General features: G+C 47.2%; 24 protein-coding genes. All 24 read right to left on the bottom strand.

Annotation, left to right across the window (positions count from 1 at the left end; all coding sequences use genetic code 11):
- Positions 1 to 4: 4 nt before the first annotated feature.
- The 24 genes from M662_RS09380 to M662_RS09265 all read right to left on the bottom strand — a co-directional run bounded on the left by M662_RS09380 (position 5) and on the right by M662_RS09265 (position 22,727).
- Positions 5 to 1,708: a proline--tRNA ligase gene (locus tag M662_RS09380; RefSeq protein WP_026577455.1), complete on the bottom strand. Its 1,704-nt coding sequence runs from the start codon at positions 1,706 to 1,708 to the stop codon at positions 5 to 7.
- Positions 1,709 to 1,790: 82 nt separating this feature from the next.
- Positions 1,791 to 3,047, bottom strand: coding sequence for an RIP metalloprotease RseP (gene rseP, locus M662_RS09375; RefSeq protein WP_026577456.1), 1,257 nt, complete (start codon positions 3,045 to 3,047; stop codon positions 1,791 to 1,793).
- Between the two features lie 108 nt (positions 3,048 to 3,155).
- A complete protein-coding gene (gene dxr / locus M662_RS09370; protein WP_008639606.1) occupies positions 3,156 to 4,301 on the bottom strand; it encodes a 1-deoxy-D-xylulose-5-phosphate reductoisomerase in 1,146 nt (381 codons plus the stop codon).
- A 16-nt stretch (positions 4,302 to 4,317) separates the two neighbouring features.
- On the bottom strand, positions 4,318 to 5,118 hold the full coding sequence (locus M662_RS09365; RefSeq protein WP_008639604.1) for a phosphatidate cytidylyltransferase: 801 nt from the start codon (positions 5,116 to 5,118) through the stop codon (positions 4,318 to 4,320).
- Positions 5,119 to 5,134: 16 nt separating this feature from the next.
- Positions 5,135 to 5,902 (bottom strand): undecaprenyl pyrophosphate synthase, encoded by a 768-nt coding sequence (locus M662_RS09360; RefSeq protein ID WP_026577457.1) that lies wholly within the window; start codon positions 5,900 to 5,902, stop codon positions 5,135 to 5,137.
- Positions 5,903 to 6,056: 154 nt separating this feature from the next.
- The gene (frr, locus tag M662_RS09355; RefSeq protein ID WP_008639599.1) at positions 6,057 to 6,614 is read right to left on the bottom strand and encodes a ribosome recycling factor; all 558 of its coding nucleotides are present in this window, start codon (positions 6,612 to 6,614) and stop codon (positions 6,057 to 6,059) included.
- Positions 6,615 to 6,616: 2 nt separating this feature from the next.
- Entirely contained in the window at positions 6,617 to 7,339 is a 723-nt protein-coding gene (gene pyrH, locus M662_RS09350) for a UMP kinase (protein ID WP_008639597.1), read from the bottom strand.
- A 107-nt stretch (positions 7,340 to 7,446) separates the two neighbouring features.
- On the bottom strand, positions 7,447 to 8,331 hold the full coding sequence (tsf, locus tag M662_RS09345) for a translation elongation factor Ts (protein WP_008639595.1): 885 nt from the start codon (positions 8,329 to 8,331) through the stop codon (positions 7,447 to 7,449).
- 138 nt (positions 8,332 to 8,469) lie between these two features.
- Positions 8,470 to 9,207 (bottom strand): 30S ribosomal protein S2, encoded by a 738-nt coding sequence (rpsB, locus tag M662_RS09340; RefSeq protein ID WP_008639593.1) that lies wholly within the window; start codon positions 9,205 to 9,207, stop codon positions 8,470 to 8,472.
- A gap of 148 nt (positions 9,208 to 9,355) precedes the next feature.
- On the bottom strand, positions 9,356 to 9,817 hold the full coding sequence (locus M662_RS09335; protein ID WP_008639592.1) for a hypothetical protein: 462 nt from the start codon (positions 9,815 to 9,817) through the stop codon (positions 9,356 to 9,358).
- A 31-nt stretch (positions 9,818 to 9,848) separates the two neighbouring features.
- Positions 9,849 to 10,625 carry a FliA/WhiG family RNA polymerase sigma factor gene (locus M662_RS09330; RefSeq protein ID WP_008639590.1) on the bottom strand — a complete coding sequence of 259 codons (777 nt, stop codon included), beginning with the start codon at positions 10,623 to 10,625 and terminating at the stop codon, positions 9,849 to 9,851.
- A 38-nt stretch (positions 10,626 to 10,663) separates the two neighbouring features.
- Positions 10,664 to 11,143 (bottom strand): chemotaxis protein CheD, encoded by a 480-nt coding sequence (locus tag M662_RS09325; RefSeq protein ID WP_236096549.1) that lies wholly within the window; start codon positions 11,141 to 11,143, stop codon positions 10,664 to 10,666.
- Positions 11,144 to 11,150: 7 nt separating this feature from the next.
- Positions 11,151 to 11,780: a chemotaxis protein CheC gene (locus M662_RS09320; RefSeq protein WP_008639586.1), complete on the bottom strand. Its 630-nt coding sequence runs from the start codon at positions 11,778 to 11,780 to the stop codon at positions 11,151 to 11,153.
- The gene (locus M662_RS09315) at positions 11,780 to 12,250 is read right to left on the bottom strand and encodes a chemotaxis protein CheW (RefSeq protein ID WP_008639584.1); all 471 of its coding nucleotides are present in this window, start codon (positions 12,248 to 12,250) and stop codon (positions 11,780 to 11,782) included. Before M662_RS09315 ends, M662_RS09320 begins: the two co-directional genes overlap by 1 nt.
- Before the next feature lie 11 nt (positions 12,251 to 12,261).
- Positions 12,262 to 14,247 (bottom strand): chemotaxis protein CheA, encoded by a 1,986-nt coding sequence (locus tag M662_RS09310; RefSeq protein WP_026577458.1) that lies wholly within the window; start codon positions 14,245 to 14,247, stop codon positions 12,262 to 12,264.
- Between the two features lie 5 nt (positions 14,248 to 14,252).
- Positions 14,253 to 15,311 (bottom strand): protein-glutamate methylesterase/protein-glutamine glutaminase, encoded by a 1,059-nt coding sequence (locus M662_RS09305; protein WP_026577459.1) that lies wholly within the window; start codon positions 15,309 to 15,311, stop codon positions 14,253 to 14,255.
- Positions 15,308 to 16,168 (bottom strand): MinD/ParA family protein, encoded by an 861-nt coding sequence (locus tag M662_RS09300; protein WP_008639580.1) that lies wholly within the window; start codon positions 16,166 to 16,168, stop codon positions 15,308 to 15,310. The genes M662_RS09305 and M662_RS09300 overlap by 4 nt, the downstream gene beginning before the upstream one ends.
- Entirely contained in the window at positions 16,161 to 17,237 is a 1,077-nt protein-coding gene (gene flhF / locus M662_RS09295; RefSeq protein ID WP_026577460.1) for a flagellar biosynthesis GTPase FlhF, read from the bottom strand. Before flhF ends, M662_RS09300 begins: the two co-directional genes overlap by 8 nt.
- Positions 17,234 to 19,264, bottom strand: a complete 2,031-nt coding sequence (flhA, locus tag M662_RS09290; protein ID WP_026577461.1) for a flagellar biosynthesis protein FlhA — start codon at positions 19,262 to 19,264, stop codon at positions 17,234 to 17,236. The genes flhF and flhA overlap by 4 nt, the downstream gene beginning before the upstream one ends.
- Positions 19,265 to 19,282: 18 nt before the next feature.
- The gene (gene flhB / locus M662_RS09285) at positions 19,283 to 20,368 is read right to left on the bottom strand and encodes a flagellar biosynthesis protein FlhB (protein WP_026577462.1); all 1,086 of its coding nucleotides are present in this window, start codon (positions 20,366 to 20,368) and stop codon (positions 19,283 to 19,285) included.
- Positions 20,369 to 20,371: 3 nt separating this feature from the next.
- A complete protein-coding gene (gene fliR / locus M662_RS09280; RefSeq protein ID WP_026577463.1) occupies positions 20,372 to 21,148 on the bottom strand; it encodes a flagellar biosynthetic protein FliR in 777 nt (258 codons plus the stop codon).
- A 3-nt stretch (positions 21,149 to 21,151) separates the two neighbouring features.
- Entirely contained in the window at positions 21,152 to 21,421 is a 270-nt protein-coding gene (gene fliQ, locus M662_RS09275; protein ID WP_008639564.1) for a flagellar biosynthesis protein FliQ, read from the bottom strand.
- Positions 21,422 to 21,436: 15 nt separating this feature from the next.
- Positions 21,437 to 22,102 carry a flagellar type III secretion system pore protein FliP gene (gene fliP / locus M662_RS09270; RefSeq protein ID WP_008639561.1) on the bottom strand — a complete coding sequence of 222 codons (666 nt, stop codon included), beginning with the start codon at positions 22,100 to 22,102 and terminating at the stop codon, positions 21,437 to 21,439.
- Positions 22,095 to 22,727 carry a flagellar biosynthetic protein FliO gene (locus M662_RS09265; protein ID WP_008639559.1) on the bottom strand — a complete coding sequence of 211 codons (633 nt, stop codon included), beginning with the start codon at positions 22,725 to 22,727 and terminating at the stop codon, positions 22,095 to 22,097. Before M662_RS09265 ends, fliP begins: the two co-directional genes overlap by 8 nt.
- Positions 22,728 to 22,729 lie beyond the last annotated feature (2 nt).

Genomic DNA, 22,729 nt, shown 5'->3' with positions numbered 1-22,729 from the left:
ATTCTTATGCCTGATACCAGTTTTTCACATAGTCGATGATTTCATTTGTTTCCAAGTCCTTCTGTTCTCCGGTTGCACGCTCTTTCAGTTCAACCACTGCTTCAGGAGCACGCTTTCCTACCGTTATCCTGAGCGGGACACCGAACAGGTCACTGTCTGCGAACTTGACTCCGGCACGTTCTTTACGATCATCATATAGGACCTCGATGCCCGCTTCAAGCAGCATCCCGTAAATTTCTTCTGCCAAATCCTTCTGCTCCTGCTTCTTCGGATTCATGGATAAAAGATGAACTTTGTAAGGAGCGATATTGGCCGGCCAAGTGATGCCGCGCTCATCATGATATTGTTCCACAATGGCAGCTACTGTCCGGGAGACACCGATTCCGTATGATCCCATGATCATTGTTTTCGCTTTCCCCTGATCATTTAAGAATGTCGCGTTCATGCGTTCCGAGTAGAATTCGCCCAGCTTGAACACGTGACCAACCTCGATTCCCCGCGCGAACTTAATGGAACCCTCACCGTCCGGGGAAGGATCCCCTTCCTGAATGAAGCGAAGATCTGCATACTGCTTCACTTGGAAATCTACACCGGGCGTTGCGTTTGTGTAATGATACCCTTCCTCATTTGCCCCACAAGAAGCATTAACAAGTGCTTCCACGGCAAAGTCTGCTACAACATCCACGTCTTCCGGCACATTAACCGGTCCAAGAGAACCGAAACCCGTTCCAAGGAGCCGCTTTGTATCTTCTTCCGATGCTAGTTCTACGACACCGGCGTCATACAGATTTTTCAACTTTACATCGTTGACTTCGTGATCGCCGCGTGTAATAACCATCACAAACGCTTCGTCCACTTGGAAAAGGATCGCTTTCATACCCTTATCGAGATCATGACCAAGGAAGTCCGCGACTTCCTTCATCGTTTTCTTACCTGGTGTTTCGACTTTCTCCATTTCTTTGGAGGCTTCCTTGGACTTCTCGTATTTAGTCACGACCGGTGCCATTTCGATGTTCGCTGCATAACGGGACGTATCGGAATAAGCGATCACGTCTTCCCCTACTTCTGACAGCACCATGAATTCATGGGTGTCCTTCCCTCCCATTGCTCCAGAGTCAGCAATGACCGCTCGGAAGTTCAAGCCTAAACGGCTGAAAATATTAGAGTAAGCCTGAAACATTTTGTCATACGTTTCATCAAGGCTTTCGTACGATTCATTAAACGAGTAAGCATCCTTCATCAAGAATTCACGGCCGCGAAGCAGTCCGAATCGAGGACGTGCTTCATCACGGAATTTGTTTTGAATTTGGAAGACGGTCAGCGGCAGCTGCTTGTAACTTTTCACCTCATCACGGACAAGGCTTGTGATTACTTCCTCGTGTGTGGCACCCAGCGCGAATTCACGGCCGTTTCGGTCATGCATTCGCATCAGCTCAGACCCGAAGGTTGTCCAACGACCACTTTCTTTCCACAATTCAGACGGCTCAAGAGCGGGCATCGCCATTTCGTGAGCACCGATTTTCTCCATTTCTTCACGTACGATAGCTTCTACTTTATTCAATACACGTTTGCCGATTGGTAGGAAACTGTAAATTCCAGATGCAATCTGGCGTATGTAACCTGCCCGGACGAGCAGCTGGTGGCTCTTAATATCCGCATCAGCCGGGTTTTCTTTCAACGTTGGAATTAACATTTGACTTTGTCTCATAGTGACACCTCAGTTCTTGATTAATAAAAGAAGCTAGAAGCCTAGGAATCAACCTGTACCTGGAGGCTTCCAGCCATATTTTCTATAAAAATAACCGTTGAATGTCGTTCCAGGTGACGACAAGCATCAGCAGGAACAATAGTGCGAAACCGATGAAATGGACCATACCCTCTTTTTGAGGATCGATCGGCTTTCCTCGGATTCCTTCTAATCCAACGAACAACAGACGTCCGCCATCCAGTGCCGGAAGCGGCAGCAGATTGACAATCCCCAGATTGATACTAAGGATCGCCGTCCACATGACGAAATTCGTGAAACCTGTCTGGACGACCTGGTCGGTGGCATCATAAATGCCGACAGGTCCGGAGAGCATATCAAGCGAGAACTGGCCTGTTACAAGCTTTCCGAGATTCGTAAGGATAAGCGTGGACCACTCGTAGGTCTGCGTGAATCCGAACGTCAGCTTCTTAGCGAAAGAATCCTCAAATGCCCTTGAAACGCCGACTTGACCGATGGTAATATCCTGCGCCTCTACCGCAGCAGGAGTAACATTCACTTCCTGCGTTTGGTCATTTCTCTGAAGCGTAAGTGCAACTTCTTCATCCGGATGTTCGCGAATGATCGTCGTGAATTCTTCCCACGTGTCGACAGACTGTCCGTCGACAGCAGTCACTCGATCACCAGCCATTAACCCCGCCTGGTCTGCAGGCGAATTGTCCTGTATGGTACCAAGCTTCGCTTCATCAGACGGCACACCCTGAGCAAATCCAAGGATCAGGAACAGAATAATGGCTAGTACAAAGTTCATTAAAGGACCGGCGAATAGCTGCATCGCTCTCTGTGGCACTGTTTTGGATGCGAATTGACGATCGTATGGAGCAATCTGCGTTTCCTTCTCATCCATGACGAACATCGCCTTCGGATCGACTTCAAAGAAAAGTTTCTCGTCCTCATCGATTTCATACCCTTCAATCAGAAGGTTATGATCGAGATCTGCTTTTTCCACTTCGATGACTCTCGCGTGTGGATGCTTCGACTTGTTGTTAACGATGATCCGATTCACTTTTCCTTCCTGGTTGAATTCAAGACCGATATGGTGACCGGCTTTCAATTCAACAATTTCGGGATCCTCCCCTGCTACCCGAACGTACCCACCGACCGGCAGCAGCCGAATGGTGTATAGTGTTTCGTTTCGAGTGAAGGCGAAGATCTTGGGTCCGAAACCGATCGCAAATTCACGGGCGAGCATCCCTGCACGCTTAGCGAAAATAAGATGCCCCCACTCATGAACGAAAACCAAAAGCCCGAACATGAGTATAAATGCAATCACGGTAGTCAAATGAAGCACCTTCCTTCTTTTATGGCATTGTTATCGAGCAGACTCGTCCGCTTTACGGCTCCAATCTGCAGCAGCCAGGAAAGGCGAACACCTTTCCCATTAAAACCGTTATACAAGAAAAGAACGGACGCTCTTTCTCGTTTCCTCATCTATAGAAATTATGGTAGACAAGTCCGGGTTATGAATCCTTGTGTGGTTTTCCAATGCTTGTGCAATGTATTTCTCAATATCGAGGAAGGATATTTTGCCTTCCAGGAAAAGCTGCACCGCTTCTTCATTTGCTGCGTTAAGCACCGTCGGCATCGAACCACCCGAAGCTCCTGCTTCATACGCCATTTTCAAACAAGGAAAACGTTCAAAGTCCATTTTTTCAAAATGAAGCGCAGCTATCTCTTCAAGGTTTAACGGCTTCGTAATCGGAAGCTCTTTCCGTTCCGGATATGTCAATGCATACTGGATCGGCACTTTCATATCCGGTGTTCCGAGCTGGGCAATCACGCTTCGATCGGAGTATTCCACCATGGAATGGATGACGCTTTCTCTATGAAGAATAACATGAATCTGTTCATAAGGTACACCGAAAAGCCAGTGTGCTTCGATCACTTCAAGCCCCTTATTCATCATGGATGCAGAATCAATGGTGATTTTAGCTCCCATACTCCAATTCGGATGCTTGAGGGCGTCTTCCACTGTTACCCCTTTTAATTCTTCACGTGTCCGGTCCCGGAAGCTCCCACCGGAAGCGGTGATGATCAGTTTATTTATATCTTTTGGATTCTCCCCGTTCAGGGACTGGTATATGGCAGAATGCTCACTGTCTACCGGGAGAAGTTCAACGCCGTACTTCTCTGCTTCTGCCATTACTAAATGACCGGCTGTTACCAAAGTCTCTTTGTTGGCAATCGCAATTACTTTCTGAGCCTGAATGGCTTTCAACGTCGCCGGAAGTCCAACACTTCCCATGACGGCATTGACTACTACATCCACAGCATCGGCTACACCGGCTTCAATTAAACCCTTGGATCCAGAAAGGACAGAAATACCTTCTATTTCTTTCTCCAGCTTGTCTTTGGTCTCTTCATCCTGAACGACTATCATTTCAGGCTGGAATTCCTTGATGAGCGGCAAAGCTTTTTCAATATTCCTTCCGAACGCCATTGCGTACAGACGGAACTCGTCGGGATGCAGTCGGATGACATCGAGGGTTTGAATACCAATGGACCCTGTCGCCCCGAGCAGTGCTATTTGTTTCATCTCTCATACTCCCCCTTTAGACCGTAATGAAATTAATTAAATGGAGGATCGGCAGAATAAAGATTAAACTGTCGAATCGATCAAGCACGCCTCCATGTCCAGGGAGGATTTTCCCGGAATCTTTAACGGCATAATGTCTTTTAAATGCAGATTCGACCAGATCACCGATCTGTCCTGCAATAGAAACCAATATCGTGACAAGCAGGATGACGATCAAAGAATGATCAAGTGGATAGACCCACTGAAACAGGACGGCCACAATGCAGGCAAGTACGATTCCCCCGATCGATCCTTCAATGGTCTTCTTCGGACTGATCTGCGGCCAGAGCTTGTGCTTTCCAAATGAACGGCCGAACAGATAAGCACCTGTATCCGTCGCCCAAACAACAAACAAGGAGAAAAACACATATTCAAGCCCCGCCTGTTGTGTTTCGATCAAATAATTAAATCCCATTCCGATGTAAATGGCGGACAGCAGGAGAAATCCGGCATCATCGAAAGTGAAGCGGTTCTTGACGAGTACCGTGTAGCTCAACAACACTAAAACGGCCAGAAGAGTTATTTCGGACTTCGTAATTAAATCCTCATCCGCCACAATACCGTCAAACACTTCATAAGGAAACATAAGCGCCCACATAAGCAGGAGACCAAGTCCTGCAGCGACTGAATATCTAGCGATTTTTTTCATACGTATGAGTTCCAGCAAAGCGATACTCGCAATGATGTACACGAACGCCTGGAACGGCCATCCTCCGAGCATGATGATCGGAATAAAGATCAATGCGGCAACTACTGCTGTAATGGTTCTTTGCTTCATAAAGATTAATCACACCTTATACTCCGCCGTAACGACGTTTACGATTTTGAAAATCATAGAGAGCTTTCTCAAAATGGCTCTCATTGAAATCAGGCCAATATACTTCAGTAAACCAAAATTCTGCATAGGCGAGCTGCCAAAGCAGAAAATTACTAAGCCTCTGTTCCCCGCTTGTACGGATCAGGAGGTCCGGTTCAATCAAGTCGGAAGTATAAAGCTCCTTACTGAAAACCTCTTCATTAATATCTTCCGGGACCAGTTCACCTGACTGGACTTTGGAAGAAATCTGCCTGACTGCCTGCACCATTTCAAAGCGGCTGCCGTAGTTGAGTGCAAAGTTAAGAATAAGTCCGTCGTTGTTCTTTGTTTTTTCCATCGCTTCTTTGACTGCCTTTCTCGTATGAGGTGGCAGGACATCAAAATCTCCGATGGTCTGGACCCGGACATTTCTCTCGATCAGTTCAGGCAAATATGTATTTAAGAAATCAACAGGAAGCTTCATCAGGAAATCGACCTCTTTTTTCGGGCGTTTCCAATTTTCAGTTGAAAATGCATACAGAGTGAGAACCTTCACGCCGATATCGGACGCATAACGCACGATCCGTTTCACTACTCCCATACCTTCCTTATGCCCGGCAATTCGCGGCATTCCACGGTTCTTCGCCCAACGGCCGTTTCCATCCATGATGATTGCCACGTGCTCCGGAATATGATCGTAATCGAGCCCGAGCGGCTGGGATTTCGGTTGTTTTTTTCTTTTGGCAAATGGAAACTTGATTGGCATGTTGAATCCTCCAGTCCGTTTCTTCCATCTTTCTATTATATACTATATTTCGACGATATGTCGTTCTATATGATGGAAACAAAATGAAAGCCGCGCTGCCAAACATCTACAGCGCGGCTTATACACCTCAAGGCATATGAGTTCAGGAAGAAGATCAAACTTCCATGATCTCTTCTTCTTTCGTTTTGGCCAACTCATCGATTTTGACGATGTGCTGATCCGTTACCTTTTGGACATCTTCCTGATAAGATCGAAGATCATCTTCTGTGAGTTCGCCGTCTTTTTCAAGTTTCTTCAGTTTGTCGTTGGAATCACGGCGGATATTACGAATTTGTACTTTCGATTCTTCCGAGTACTTGCCTACTACTTTGGCAAGGTCCTTACGACGCTCTTCTGTCAGTGCAGGAATGTTAATTCTGACAACATTTCCGTCACTGGATGGAGACAACCCAAGGTCCGCTTTCTGGATTGCTTTCTCAATTTCAGCAATCGCAGTCTTATCATATGGTGTAATGACAAGTAGACGAGGCTCTGGTGCGGATACTTGTGCAAGCTGGTTCAACGGCGTCGCAGCTCCGTAGTAGTCCACATACACATTGTCAAGGATAGATGGATTGGCGCGTCCGGCACGAACTGTCGCCAACTGGCGAGAAAAAGCTTGTACCGCCTGCTCCATTTGTTGTTTTGTCTCATTAATCACGGCTTCAGACATGATTATTTCCCCCTCACGATCGTTCCAATATTTTCGCCCATTACGGCCTTTTTGATATTACCGTCTTCTGTAATAGAGAATACCAATAAATCGATATCGTTGTCCATACATAGGGAAGATGCAGTGGAATCCATGACTCCTAGCCCTTCGTTAAGGACGTCCATGTAAGAGAGCTGGTCGTACTTGACAGCATCTTCATTCAGTTTTGGATCATCTGTGTAAACACCGTCAACATTATTCTTCGCCATAAGAATGACGTCGGCTTCAATCTCAGCAGCTCTCAAGGCCGCTGTCGTATCCGTAGAGAAATACGGATTACCTGTACCCGCAGCGAAAATGACGACACGCTTTTTCTCCAGGTGGCGGATCGCTTTTCTGCGAATATATGGCTCGGCTACCTGTCTCATTTCAATAGATGTCTGAACACGGGTCGGAATACCGAGGTTTTCCAGGCTGTCCTGCAGTGCAAGAGAGTTCATAACCGTTGCGAGCATTCCCATATAGTCGGCATTCGCACGATCCATGCCCATTTCTGCACCGACTTTTCCGCGCCAGATGTTTCCGCCTCCGACGACGACAGCAACTTCTACTCCCAGTTCCGCTACTTCTTTCACTTGTCTAGAGACAGACTTGATGATGCTCGGCTCCAATCCGAATCCTGCCTTACCACTCAAAGCTTCTCCACTTAATTTTAATACGATACGACGATAACGAGCTGTAGTCATAGTAACCTCCCGTGAATTTTGCTATTCCTGTTTGCTTGCACATCTGCCACTATGTAGCATGTTTGAAAATAGGGAACACCGACAGTGTCCCCTACTCTTCACTATCCTTATTTTTTAACTTGGCTCATTACCTCATCAGCAAAGTTTTCTTCACGTTTCTCCATACCTTCTCCTACTTCGAAACGATCGAAACCAGTGATTTGTCCGCCTGTAGAAGCGACGAACTGTTTCACTTTCTGGTCAGGATCTTTAACAAAGCTTTGGTCGAGCAGGCAGATCTCTTCGAAGAACTTGTTGATGCGTCCTTCTACCATTTTCTCAACGATGTTGGCAGGTTTGCCTTCGTTAAGCGCCTGAGTCTTAAGAACTTCGCGCTCTTTGTCTGCTTCTTCGGCAGGGATTTCATCACGGGATACATAACGAGGACTTACAGCCGCTACGTGCATCGCAACGTCTTTAGCTGCCGCTTCGTCTGTAGAACCTTCAAGGACGGTAAGGACACCGATGTTCCCACCCATGTGAAGGTAAGCACCAAACGCATCGTTATCTGTTTTTTCTTTGATTACGAAACGGCGAAGGGAAAGCTTTTCACCGATTTTCGCTACGCGGTCTGTAATGTAGCTGCTAAGAACTTCTCCATCACCGTGAAGTTTCTGTTCAAGCGCTTCTTCTACAGTAGCCGGCTTTTGGTTAACCAGGTGTTGACCAAGTTCTTTCAAAAGCTCTTTGAACTGGTCGTTCTTTGTTACGAAGTCTGTTTCACAGTTCACTTCGAAAAGAACAGCCGTGTTCCCTTGGATTTCAATTGCAGCAGAACCTTCTGCAGCGATACGATCTGCTTTCTTAGCAGCTTTGGAGATACCTTTCTCACGAAGCCACTCGATCGCTTTGTCCATGTCACCATCAGTTTCTGTCAGCGCTTTTTTACAGTCCATCATACCTGCGCCAGTTTTTTCACGAAGTTCTTTTACCATTTTTGCATTTACAGCCATTGTTAAAGCCTCCTTGTTAATATACAAATCGAAGCCGCTTCTCTGTCCTGGTCAAGGATGAGAGGCGGAATATTAAAGAAAGTCTCTTTAAAAAAGGTGATAAAGGTACGTCCCCTTATCACCTTTTTGACCCTTTTTTTACTCTTGAGCAGCTTCTACTGCAGCTTCTGTTTCTTCCGTTGTTTCTGTTTCTTCCCCTTGTTTCGCTTCAAGAACAGCGTCTGCCATCTTGGAAGTCAACAATTTAACGGCACGGATTGCGTCATCGTTTGCTGGGATGACATAATCGATTTCGTCTGGGTCACAGTTAGTATCAACGATACCTACAACCGGGATATTCAATTTATGAGCTTCAGCGATTGCGATGCGCTCTTTACGAGGGTCAATGACAAACATTGCATCCGGAAGGCTCTTCATTTCTTTAATTCCGCCTAGGAATTTAACAAGACGATCTTTCTCTTTAAGCATGTCGACAACTTCTTTTTTAGGAAGTACGTCGAACGTACCGTCTTCTTCCATACGCTCAATATCTTTCAAACGATAGATACGTTTGCGGATTGTTTCGAAGTTAGTAAGCGTTCCACCCAACCAACGTTGGTTGATGTAGTACATGCCACAACGAGTAGCTTCGTCGCGGACAGTGTCCTGCGCTTGTTTTTTCGTACCTACGAAAAGAATGTTACCGCCGTCAGCAGCGACCTCTTTCACGTAGTTGAATGCCTCGTCTACCTTCTTCACAGTTTTCTGAAGGTCGATGATGTAAATCCCGTTACGCTCCGTGAAGATGTATTTCTTCATTTTCGGGTTCCAGCGACGGGTTTGGTGTCCGAAGTGAACACCAGCTTCTAGCAGCTGTTTCATAGAAATTACTGACATGTTAGTTCCTCCTGTTAGGTTTTTTTAGTATCCTCCGCCTCTATCATTTCCTCTAGTGAACTCTTCTTGTGAAGAGCAACCTCACCGGAGGATCCAAAGGCGTGTGTATTGACACCGTCAGTAAATATACCACAAGAGCGGAGGACGTTCAAGTTTTTTCGCTAGTTTTTTGGCTCCATTTGTACAACAGCTCCACTTCTGTCTTTCCTCTATCTAATTTCCGGGCTGTTTCTTCAATGGTAAGGCCGCTCTGCATCATGTCGATCACCTGCGACTGCAGGGAACGCTCATAAATAACTTCTGTTCCTTCTACAGGGACGGGGGGAGTATAAACCGGAGCACTCTCCCGAATAGATGCTTTCGCTTGGTGCTCATCGGTGTATGTAACCGGCTTTTGTTCCGGAGTATTTGCCACCCATGCCATCAAACGCTCATTCTCATCTTTCAGCTCTGCTAAATAGGAAGTAAACAGGTCGTCTATTTCAGAAGCGGTCTCTTGCTTCTGCTCTTCCAGTTCCCCTGCCTGTTTGACTCGCTTCATCAGTATGAAAATAGCATAAAGCAGCACCCCGTCGATCAGGAAGCTTATGGATAATAGAAATCCTGTCATCTAATCACCTGTCAATTCTGTTGATATTCCGTCATGCTTCTATCATCTCCCGTAGGGAATGACGCAGTTTATATATTGCTTTCGCATGAATTTGCGAGATTCTGGACGTGGTCAGCTCCAACACATGACCAATTTCCGTCAACGTCAGTTCTTCATGGTAAAACAAACTGATTACCAGCTGCTCCTTTTCATTCAACTGCCGTATTTCTTTTGCAAGCTCCTGGAAGTTTTCTTTTCGTACAATGGAGTCCTGTGGTGTCCGGGTCTGTTCATCAGGGATGGAGTAGCCGATTCCTTCTTTATGATCTTCCCTGCCGTCTTTCGGTTTTTCTTCCATAGACAGGACGTTCGCATAAAGAGAGTCTTTCACGATCTCTTCCACTTCTGCCTGCGTGACCTCAAGCTCTGCAGCCACCTCCCATGAGGTAGGAGGACGCTGCAGTTTCTGCTCCAGCCTTTCTGTCGTCTGTTCCACCTTCTTAGCTTTGTCCCGGACAGATCTTGGGAGCCAGTCCTCTTTTCTGAGACCGTCCATAATGGAGCCCCTGATTCTGAAAGATGCATAGGTATCGAATTTCAAATCTCTTGTCGGATCGAACTTCTTCAACGCATCGTAGAGACCGAACATGCCCAGGCTGCGGACATCATCTTTGCTCACGCTTTTTGGAAGGTGGGCAGATATCCTTTGTACGTGGTAATTTACAAGATAATCATATCGCTCGACTAAGTGGTTGACAGCATCTACGTCCTGCTTCTTCGTCCAAAGTTCCCACCACTGTTGTTCCTGAGGAGATAAACAGCTGGCCATTTTCATCCTCCCCGCTTGTTTATTGGATCGTTGTCCCATTATATAATCCGTTCCCCCGCCCCGACCGTTCGTATCTTAAGGGCATTGGTGGAAGGATCGAATTCAATTGTTCTTCCTTTTGATCCCCCAACGTCTGCTGCGACAATCGGAATATGAACCTTTGCGAGACACTGACGTACCGCTTTGACGTTCCTCGGCCCAATCCGCATCGTGTCATTTGCCTCCCCGAACTGAAACATTTGTGACCCACCGGCAATTTTCGCTTTAACCTTATGTAGGGGAACACGCTGCTCTTTTATTAGTCGGCAGAGATCTTCTACAGCTGTATCTGCATACTTGGCCCGGTTCCGCGCATTCCTTGAAACCGTCGAATCCGGCAGCATGATATGACCCATGGCCGCGAACTTTGACCTCTCTTCGTAAAGGACGATTCCGACACAAGAACCAAGTCCCGACGTACGAATCGTGTCCGGAGCTTTCACACCAGCCATCTCCCCTATCCCTACACGTATGAGCATCCCTATCTCACCCATCCGCTTGAATTCCCAACGACTTAAAAATACGGTCATAGGATACAGGATCCGGAAAGAAGAAAATGTGCCCTTTCATCGATTCCGCTTTCTCGCGGTCCACCAGAACCGTCTCTATAACCAGAGCAGTGTCCCTGTCAACGGCAATTCGAACCAGCCCTTCACTGAGGACGGCACCTGCCATATCCTTGGATAAAGAAGGAATGGACGGGTACATCGTGAGTGCTGTCATTTGGTTCAATGCTGCTAAATACGAGCCGGACAAAATGTTCCCAAGTTCTTTGACGGCAGATACAGCCAGCGTCGGATCGTTTCTATATGACTGCCCGGCCGCAAAAGTCAAGTGGTCTGCGAACATGGCGGCTTGTTTAGGAGAGAAAAGAAAGAACATATATCCAGAGGCGTCGCCGTGGATTTGCAGGCAGACTCCTACCACTTCTTCTTCGCTCCCTCCAGCAAGTTTCAGCACCTCATCGAAACCAGCAGCATGGACATCGGGAACATGCATGTCAAAGCCTCTGCCCAGAAGACGGGAAAGGGCCGTCGCAGCATGTCCGGCGCCGATCGTCCCTATCTCCCTCCACACGTCTATGTGTGCCTTAGTATAGCTGAAGCTATCCTCCATTAATTTCCAGCCTTTTGTAAGCTCTTCGCTTCTTCTTCTGAGAGGATTTTCTCCAAATTCAACAAAATGAGAAGCCTGTGTTCCTGTTTAGCAACACCCTGTATATATTCCGCCTCTACGGTACCGACAATCTCAGGCGGTGGTTCGACATCCGTTTCGTCCAGGTCAAGCACATCATTCGCTGCATCCACAATCAACCCGACATTCAGCTCTCCCACCGTTACCGTGATAATCCTCGTTCTCTCATCAGCTTCTTTGAACGGCAGGCCGAATCGTTCTCTAAGGTCAATGACAGGAGTGACTACTCCTCTCAGATTTAAGACACCTTTAACAAATGCACTTGTCCCCGGAACACGGGTGATCGGCATCATTCTTTCTATAGAACCTACTTGATCAACCGGGACCGTATATTCTTCATTATTGATTTGAAAGACGATGACTTTCTTAATGGATCGGCTTTGTTCCGTCATTTCTATCCCTCCTATTTAATTAGTGCATTGCTGTCCAGAATGAGCGCTACCTGTCCATCCCCAAGTATTGTAGCCCCCGAGATGGCGAATACACCGGAGAGGTACTCTCCGAGTGATTTCAGCACGACTTCCTGCTGTCCAATGAACGTATTGACAACGAGAGCTGCCATTTTTTCTCCTTTTCGAACGATAACAACGGAATAATGCTCCTTTTCTTCCAGCGATTCCGGTACATGAAGGATGTCTTTTAAAAAAACAAGTGGAACGACCCGCCCGCGGAAGTCGATGACCTTCTTATTGTGGGCATGGAGGATGTCTTCCTTCTTGACAATCGCGGTTTCTATTATAGAAGAAAGCGGAATTGCGTACTTCTCTTCCTGGACTTCCACAAGCATGACGGAAATAATGGAAAGTGTCAGAGGAAGCTGAATAGAGAATCTGCTCCCTTCTCCGGAGACACTCTCAATCGTGATGGCTCCCCCCAGAGATTCAATCGTATTCTTTACGACATCAAGGCCGACTCCTCTGCCGGATACATCAGAAATAGTATCAGCAGTGGAGAAGCCGCTTGCCATGATCAACTCGAACACTTCCGAATCCGTCATGGTTTCCGCTTGTTCCCGTGTGATTATCCGGTTACCAACAGCTTTTTCAATTACCTTATCCCTATTTATTCCGGCACCGTCATCCGTAATTTCGATGAACACATGGTTTCCGCTGTGGTAAGCCTTGAGCTCCAAACTTCCTGCCGGGGGCTTCCCTTGCGCTGTGCGGATTTCCGGACTTTCAATCCCATGATCAAGCGCATTACGAATAAGGTGGACAAGCGGATCACCGATTTCGTCAATGACGGTTCGATCCAGCTCCGTTTCTGCTCCAAGTATGGAGAGATGGATCTCTTTATGGAGATCCCTTGAAAGTTGACGAACCATTCTTGGAAAGCGATTAAACACCTGTTCAACAGGCACCATACGCATATTTAAAATGATGCTCTGCAGATCACCGGAGATCCGGACCATCCGCTCTACCGTTTCCTGAAGCTCGTCATGCTTCATTTCATTAGAAATTTGTTCCAGCCGCCCACGATCGATGACAAGTTCTTCAAACAAATTCATTAATGCATCCAGTCGGTCGATATTGATTCGTATCGTTTTATTTCCAATCTGCTTCTTCTCTGATTCTAACTCTTCCTTCGTCTCTTCTTTTCGTACTTCTTTTATCTCCTGCGCCTTTTGTTCAGGAAGCTCATAAGGAGAAACGTCCACTTGCTCCACTTCCGAAACCTGAAGAACTTTCTCCTTTACTTCCTCCGCCGGTTCTGTTGTCGTCAGCAAGACGGTGAACTGTTCTTCGAAGGCTTCATTCTCCAAATCTTCTGCAGGTGGATTCGTTTGCAGCACTTCCCCCATTTGTTCGAGAACTTCAAATATCATGAACACGCGGACCGACTTGAGCAGGCAGTCCTCCCTTAAACGAACCCGAACCTCATAATTAATATGTCCCTGCTCCTCCGCTTGGCGAAGGACGGCGGAGGTATATTCATCAACCTTTGGAAGACCCTGCTCGGGCAGGGGATCGGCTGTTGTCGCAGCCGCTTCATCCAACTGACCAGCCGCAGTGCCTTCCTCTATGGATTGAAGCATGCGAACGACTTTCTGCACATCCCTCTCTCCATTTCCTCCATTGGCTATATCCACGACCATCGCTTCTAAATCATCAACGGAATCGAAGACGACATCAAGGACCGGACCATCAACGATAATGTTTCCGTTGCGAACGGCGTCCAGGACGTTTTCCATTTTATGTGTCAGATCAGAGAGATCCTGATACCCCATCGTGGCAGACATTCCTTTCAACGTATGAGCGGAACGGAAAATTTCATTAACAATGCTTAAATCCTCGGGATTCTTTTCTAGTACGAGCAGGTGGTCATTAATCGCTTGCAAATGCTCTCTGCTTTCATCGAGAAATACTTCTAAATACTGATTCATTTCCATTGCGTTTACTCCCTTCCGTTTTGGAGTGACAGGATTAAAGCCTTACTGATATCCTCTAAATCGGCTACTTCATCCGACAACCCCGACTTCACTGCTGCTTTAGGCATCCCGTATACGACACACGTCCCTTCGGACTGTGTGATGCTGTAGGTATGCCGGATTTTCTGTTTCAATTTATGCAACCCTTCCGAACCGTCTGCTCCCATCCCCGTCATGACGACTACGGATGGAGTAACACCCGCCAAGTCTGACAAGGAAGAAAACAGCCGGTTGACCGAAGGGCGATGCCCGGACAGAGCAGGCGTCTGGTCGAGCACCGTGTACCATTCACCGCCCCGTTCACGGACGGTCATATGAAAATCTCCAGGAGCGATATACGCCGTCCCCTGTTCCAAGCGTTCGCCGTCTTCCGCTTCTTTGATCGTTATCTCTGCCAGTCTGTTGAGACGCTCAGAGAGAGATTTCGTAAATCCTTTCGGCATATGTTGGACGATTAAGACGGGAACAGGAAGCTCCCGTGGCAACGAGGTAAGAACCTCTTGCAGGGCTCTGGGGCCGCCGGTCGATGTTCCGATGGCAATCAAGTTCCTTCTGTTTTCCGCCCTTAACCGTGGGTGGGTCCTTTGCTTTTCCTGCTTAGTGGAAGTGGGAAGAGCAGTAACATTGGCTCCTCCCGCAGCTATTACTTTCCTTATCACCTGGTACTGGACCGTTTCCATATCAAGGGAAATGGATCCGGACGGCTTTTGAATGACATCCACCGCACCTAAGCTCAGGGCTTTAATGGTGCTGTCTCCGCCTTCCTTGGTTAGACTTGACACCATAACGACAGGCGTCGGACGCTTCTGCATAATGATTTCAAGGGTGGTCAAGCCGTCCATCACCGGCATTTCTACATCCAATGTAATCACGTCCGGTTCAAGGGCCTCCATTTTCTCAAGCCCATCCCGACCGTTTCTTGCAGCAGCCACCACTTCTATTCTGGCATCCCTTTCCAAAATATCCGTTAAGATCCGGCGCATGAAAGCCGAATCGTCTATGATAAGAACCCGAATCTTGTTCATCGCTTCCCCCTTGCAAACATCAGATTCTTCAGCTTATAAAGAAATTTACCGGTCCGCTCCGGCTGCTTTTCGTTTAAATAATTTCCGACGATATGCTTCATCATCGTTCCTGCCTTGCTCCCTTGAGAATCAAGCACAAAGGGCCTTTGTCGCCTTACCGCTCTAAGAACGGCGCTGTCATCAGGAAGGAGGCCTGTTTCGTTCAACTCCTTTTTAAGAAAGCGCATAGCTACTGTTTTGAGCTTGTCCATGGTTTCACGCCCTTCACGGGCATCCAGAACCCTGTTTACTAAAACGGAAATTGGCAGATCCGGCGCCCTTTGGACTACATGCTTGATCATGGCATATCCATCCGTCATTGCCGTCGGCTCAGGCGTCGTAACCAGCACCGCTTCATCGGCCGAGCGTATGAAAGCAAGGCTTTCTTCAGTAGCTCCCGCCCCCATATCAAGAATAATATACTCATAGACTTCCAATAGCTGCCGGAACTGATCTTGAAAGAAACCAAAGTCCCCCTCATCCATATGAAAAATGTCCGACAACCCTGATCCACCGGAAATATAGCCAAGCCCGGCAGGACCTTCCTCTATGATGTCTCTGACGGATAATCCCCTGCGGAATAAGTCAGGAAAAGAATAAGCCGGAGTCACTCCTAATAAAATATCAACGTTTCCCATTCCGATATCCAGATCGATCAGCAGCACCCGTCTTCCTTTTTTCTGAAGTGTCAATGCGAAGTTAACAGATATGTTGGTTTTTCCTACTCCGCCTTTTCCACTTATGACTGCAATCGTCCTCGCCGTAGGAACGGTATCGTTTTCCATCCTCTGACGCAGCTGCTGTGCCTGGTCATTCATGAGCGAATCCCTCCATCAGCAACCTGGCAAGGTACATAGGCGATGCTTCTTTTCTATCATCAGGCACATCCTGACCATTGGTGAAGTACGCAATTCCCTTTCCTGTGGATGAAGCCATATTGACAGCACTTCCGATATGGACCGTTTCATCCATCTTCGTAAATATCAACTGATCGACAGGAAGATCTTTGAATTCTTTGTAAACCGCCTTCATGTCAACTAGCTTGCTCGTAAGACTCAACACGAGAAAATTCTCCGAATCGTTGTCGAAATCAATTAAATCTTTCAATTCCTCTACATAAGCAGCATCACGGAAATTCCGCCCTGCGGTATCTACGAAGACAAGATCATAATCTGCGAACTTTTCTCTTGCTGCCTTGAAATCATCCGCATTATAGGCTACTTCCAGAGGAACATTGAGAATGGTGGCATACGTCTTAAGCTGGTCTACAGCAGCGATTCGGTAGGTGTCCGTCGTAATGAATCCAACCTTCTGCTGCCGGTGAAGTATAGCGTCGGCTGCCAGTTTTGCAAGGGTGGTCGTCTTCCCGACTCCCGTGGGACCGACCAGATGTACAAAAGGTTTAGAAAACGTCGACTTTCCGAAACTCAACCCCTTCAAATGGTCGTATATTTCATTTGTCAGTCGTTGCTTTAACACCTCCGTATCTTCTGTCTGCTCGTATTTTTCCAGCAGTGCATCAACGAAGTAGCCGGCAAGATCTGTCTCCACTTCTTTAGAAATTAAATATTCATAGGCGTGTTGATAGAGAGGTGGATAGTGTGAATCCTTCTTTAACAGCAGTTCTTTCATCTGCCGGATTTCTTTCACGATTGCCTCTTCATCCTTGGATGGCGGCATGTTTACCTCTAGTTCACTGCCCTGTTTTTTTTGGTCTTCCGGATCGATTGCCGCAATAACCTCCGTCTGCTCACGCTTGAAAAAACCGAGGAATCCGCCAGTCTTTATGTTTTTAGAATTCAAAATGACGGCATCCGCTCCAAGCTCCTTTCGCACCTTCTTCATCGCTTCTGGCATCGTTGGCGCCTGGATTTTTCTTATTTTCATGCCACATTCACCACCCCTATGCTTTGTACCTCGGCACTTGGTTCCAGCTCGTTATAAGAGAGGACGACTACTTGTGGAAGGAAGCGATCCAAAAGCTGCTTCACATACATCCGAACAGCAGGAGAACAAAGAATAATGGCCGTTTCTTCCTGTAAGGACATCTGCTCCACCTGTTCTGCTATGGATTGAATGATTGCTTGCTGGCTGTCTGGATCAAGGGCAAGATAGCTGCCATGCTCCGTTTGTTGGATGCTTTCTGCTATCATTTTCTCCACTTTACCGGAAACGGTGATCACCTTTACCTGGTTATCCGCCGACCGGTACTGGCCGGTAATCTGAGCGGAGAGCGCCTGTCTTGCATACTCGGCCAGGAGATCCGTATCACTCGTCATTTTGCCGAAATCAGCAAGGGTTTCAAAAATAATCGGCAGATTCTTGACAGAGACGTTTTCACGGAGCAGCTTGGATAAGACCTTCTGTATATCCCCGACGCTCAAAGGTTCAGGAGTCACTTCATTGACAAGGATTGGATAGGAATCTTTCAGGTGATCGATGAGCTGCTGCGTTTCCTGACGACCGAGAAGGTTATGGGCCTGTTGTTTAATGACCTCTGTAATATGAGTGGAGACGACGGAAGGAGGGTCGACGACCGTGTACCCAGACAACTCCGCCTCATCCTTTTGTTCTTCCGTTATCCATTTAGCAGGAAGACCGAATGCCGGCTCGTTTGTATCAATGCCTCCTATTCCGTCATCCCCTTCCGGACTCATAGCAAGAAAGTGATCGAGCAGCAGTTCCCCTTCGGCTACTTGATTCCCTTTAATCTTCAGCCGGTATTCATTCGGGCCCAGCTGAATATTATCCCTGATCCGAACCACCGGGATCACAATACCAAGTTCGATCGCCAGCTGCCGGCGGATCATAACAATCCGGTCGAGCAGGTCTCCCCCCTGGCTTGTATCCGCAATGGGAATAAGCGCATATCCAAATTCGAATTCTATCGGATCCATACTGATTAACTGGACGACATTTTCAGGCGACTTCATTTGATTGCCGTCTGCCTCATCCAATTCTTCCGGTTCTTCAATTAAAGGAGCTTTGTCTTCTCTCGACAGCCAAAAAGCCCCGAAGGCGAGAACGGAAGAAATCAAGGTCGTAAGAAAGAAGTTAATCGGGGTGAGGCCGAGCAGAAATATAGTGATGGCCGCAATATAGAGCAGCTTCGGATAGCGAAGCAGCTGGCTCGTTACATCCGTGCTCAAATTGCCTTTAGACGCAACCCTCGTAACTACAATCCCGGTAGCTGTGGAGATAAGCAAAGCAGGAATCTGACTGACAAGCCCGTCTCCTACCGTCAGACGCATATACGTATCAATCGCTTCATTAAATGACATGCCCATCTGGACCATCCCGATGATCAGTCCAAAGATGATATTAATCAGAACGATAATGATTCCGGCAATAGCGTCTCCTTTGACAAATTTACTCGCACCGTCCATCGCTCCGTAAAAATCCGCTTCCTGTTCAATCTTTTCACGGCGGTCTTTCGCCTGATGTTCGTTGATCATACCGGCATTTAAATCAGCATCAATGCTCATTTGTTTTCCCGGCATGGCATCCAATGTGAACCGGGCAGCCACTTCGGACACCCGTTCTGCCCCTTTTGTGATGACAAGGAACTGGATGATAATCAGGATGATGAAGACGACGAATCCGACAAGCGGGTTTCCACCGATTACAAACGTCCCGAAGGTCGCCACGACACCGCCTGCATCCGCCTCTGACAAAATGGAACGGGTAGTGGAAACGTTCAACCCCAAGCGGAACAATGTTAGTAAGAGTAACAAAGTGGGGAACACGGCGAACTGTAATGCCTCTTCCATGTTCATAGATACAAGGATGACGATGAGAGCTAACGTGATATTGATAAGAATGAAGAAACTGAGAAGCCACCCCGGAAGTGGTATGACGAGCATGATAATAATTAAAATCACACCGATGAGTACAGATAAATCTCTTGCTGACATGTGGGGCACTCCTTTCTGTTACATTTTTTTCTCCAATTGATAAACGTAAGCCAACACTTCCGCAACGGCCTTGTAAAATTGTTCATCAATGGGTTGATCGAGTTCTGCATGCTGATAGAGAGAACGTGCCAGCGGACGGTTCTCCACGGCAGGTACCCCGTTCGCTTTTGCCACTTCCTTGATCTTCATAGCAAGGACATCCACCCCTTTGGCTATGACGATTGGTGCGGAGGACTGTGCTTCGTCATATTTAATGGCGATGGCATAGTGCGTGGGGTTGGTAATAATGACATCCGCCTTTGGCACTTCACTCATCATCCTGCTTGCAGCCATCTGACGCTGTTTCTCCTTGATTTTCGCCTTGATCTGCGGATCTCCCTCGATGTTCTTATGCTCATCCTTGACGTCTTTCTTCGACATCCGGATGTTCTTTTCGTGATCATACCGCTGATAGGTATAATCAAGAACAGACAATAGGAGCAGCGCCAGGGCGGAAACAAGACCCATGATGACAGTGGTAGTTCCGAAGAATGCCAGCGCCGCGTCCACATTCTTTTGAGACATCAGCATCATTTCATCTTTGTAATACCAAATGACAGAGAACGAAATGATGCCGATGACGCTGATTTTCAATAGTGATTTCAGCAGTTCCACAAGTGCTCTGGCTGAAAAAATCCGTTTTGCACCTTTAATCGGATCGAGGCGTTTCAAGTCCATCTTCAACGGCTCACTCGTAAACATCACTCCTACCTGCAGAAGATTGGATGCTAACCCTGCAAGGATGGCAATTCCCATAACCGGAGCGACCACCTTCGCTGCCTCTGTCGTCATTTCCAGGAAGACAGAAGCCGTCCTTTCTTCGGTCAGATCCATATAGAGATAATCGGTGAAAGCATGTTCATACATGCCGGTCATCGTCTCCTTCATGAATCCTCCAGTTAAATACAGAACACCGAAGACCAAAAGCAGCAGAAAACCCGTATTGACATCCTGACTCTTCGGGACCTGGCCTTTTTTCCTCGTGTCCTTACGTTTCTTCGGCGTTGCTTTTTCTGTTTTTTCATCAGCAGCAAAATATTGAAGATCCAATTGCAAATAAACCATCGATCAGCCTCCGAACAGTACCATCAAGCCGCGCATGGTATCAAGCATCGTTTCAAATAATTTATGGATTAAGAAAATATAAAACGGCATGGCTATGACCAGCACGGCAAGACCTGCAAAGATCTTCAGCGGAAGCCCGACCACGAAAACGTTTAGCTGCGGGACCGTCCTTGCAATAATGCCGAGCGCAATATCGACGAAAAACAGACACCCGACGATCGGCACAGCAAGAAGAAATGCCGTGATGAACATATGATTAAAAGCGTTGAGGACATATTCGATCCATCCGTCTTCCCTTAAAGGCAAAAGCTGGTCAAGCCCGATCCACTCATAGCTGTAGAACACTCCGTCGATCATTAAATGGTGACCATCGACAGCCAGAATGAGGATGAGCGTAACGATATACATATACTGACCGACAAGAGGGCTTTGGGCTCCTGTCTGCGGATCGATGACGTTGGCAATAGCGAACCCCATTTGGAAGTCGATGAATCCACCGGCGATTTGTATAGCCGCCAACACGATATAGGCGATTAATCCGACAGCAATCCCCACCGCTGCTTCCTTCAATAGAAGGAGTATGTATTCTGCATCAAGAGAGACGGCCGGAAGCGGTATCGTAAAATAAAGAATGGCTGCAAGGAAAACACTGAAGCCAAGCTTGTGCTGTGTTGGTACCGTACGGTAGGAAAACAGCGGCAGGGTGGCAAAAAAAGCCGTGATCCGAACCAATATCAGTAGAAACGCCGGTACGTTCACAAGAGCAATAGATTCAAGCATCCGTTAACCGACCAGCACATTAAGGTTGTTGAATATATTTGCTGTGAACTCCACCATGTTCGTCAACATCCAGGGACCGAAAACAATTAATCCGATTAATACAGCAACAATTTTCGGTATGAAGGCAAGCGTCTGTTCCTGGATCTGGGTCGTCGCTTGGAAGATGCTTACTACCAATCCAATAGCAAGAGCCAGTATGAGTACCGGTCCGGAAATGAGCAGTACCGTATAAATGCCTTCTTTTGCAAATGAGATAACCATATTAGTATCCATCCTGTACCTCCTGTCCTAAAACCCTTCTAGTAATGATTTCGTTATCAGATACCATCCGTCTACAAGGACGAACAGCAAGATTTTAAATGGAAGGGAAATCATAACCGGCGGCAGCATCATCATACCCATCGACATAAGCACGCTCGCCACGGCCATGTCGATGACTAGGAAAGGTACGAATATCATAAAGCCCATTTGAAAGGCTGTTTTTAATTCACTGATGGCAAAGGCAGGAACGAGCGTCGTTAATGGGACATCCTGAATCGTCTCCGGTGCCTCCATGCCGGAATAGTTCATGAATAGCGCAAGGTCCTTCTGCCTCGTATGTTTTCCCATAAATTCCTTCATCGGCACGCTGGCCTCTTCATAAGCCTCATCAAGCGTAATTTCCTCATTAAACAACGGCGTCAACGCCTGTTCATTCACTTCCTGGAAAGTAGGAGCCATAATGAAAAACGTTAGAAATAATGCAATACCGACAAGAACCTGGTTCGGCGGCATCTGTTGGGTGGCAAGGGATGTCCGAACAAAGGACAATACGATCAGAATTCTTGTAAAACTGGTCATCAGGATCAAGATTCCCGGCGCAAGCGACAAAACGGTCAGCAAGAGCAGAAGTTTTACAGAAGTAGCGACACTGCCGGGGTCAGAGCTTGAAAAAATGTCTACAAATTCATTCATCCCCGCCGCCCCCTTCTTTCCTGTCCAGCAGCCGTTTCCTTTTCTCTTTCATTTCCTTTAACTGGGTTTCAAATAACTGCTTGAAATCACTTGATTTATTTTCCGACCTTCCTTGATGGAGGTTCTTTTTAATGACCTCCGTGAAGCCGGATGACATATCTTGTTTCTTCAATGCGTCTATCGTTTCTTCATCTGTAATTTCCGTAATTGCCTGCACGGAATCACCTACGCCTAGAATGAAGACGCGCCCGCCGATTCTAACTGCCTGAACGGACTTGTTCGGGCCGAGGTTCAATCCTCCGAGATTCTCCATCGTGCGATTCTGTTGGAAGAGCCTGTTCTTTTTATTAAAAAACTTTAGTAATGCATAGATGAGAGCGACAACGAAGGCCAAGGCTAGGATAAGCTTGATGACGTTCCACACCAGCGACCCTCCCGACGGCGCCTCTGTTTCCGAACCGTTAACAGTTTGATTCTCCCCTCCGTCGTCATCCGGACATCCGGAAAGATCCGGATTATCCATGCATTCGACGACGGATGGCTGAGCGAGGGCCGTCCAAGGATGGCTACCCAAGAGGCTCCCGAACATGACTAGGATGACGATGACTCTGGCTGCAATGCGCATGT

Source organism: Bacillus sp. SB49 (assembly GCF_000469135.2).
In the GTDB taxonomy this organism is placed as follows: domain Bacteria; phylum Bacillota; class Bacilli; order Bacillales; family Halobacillaceae; genus Halobacillus.
Note: the sequence above shows the minus strand (reverse complement) of the source record. Positions and strands in the feature narration are given on the sequence as shown.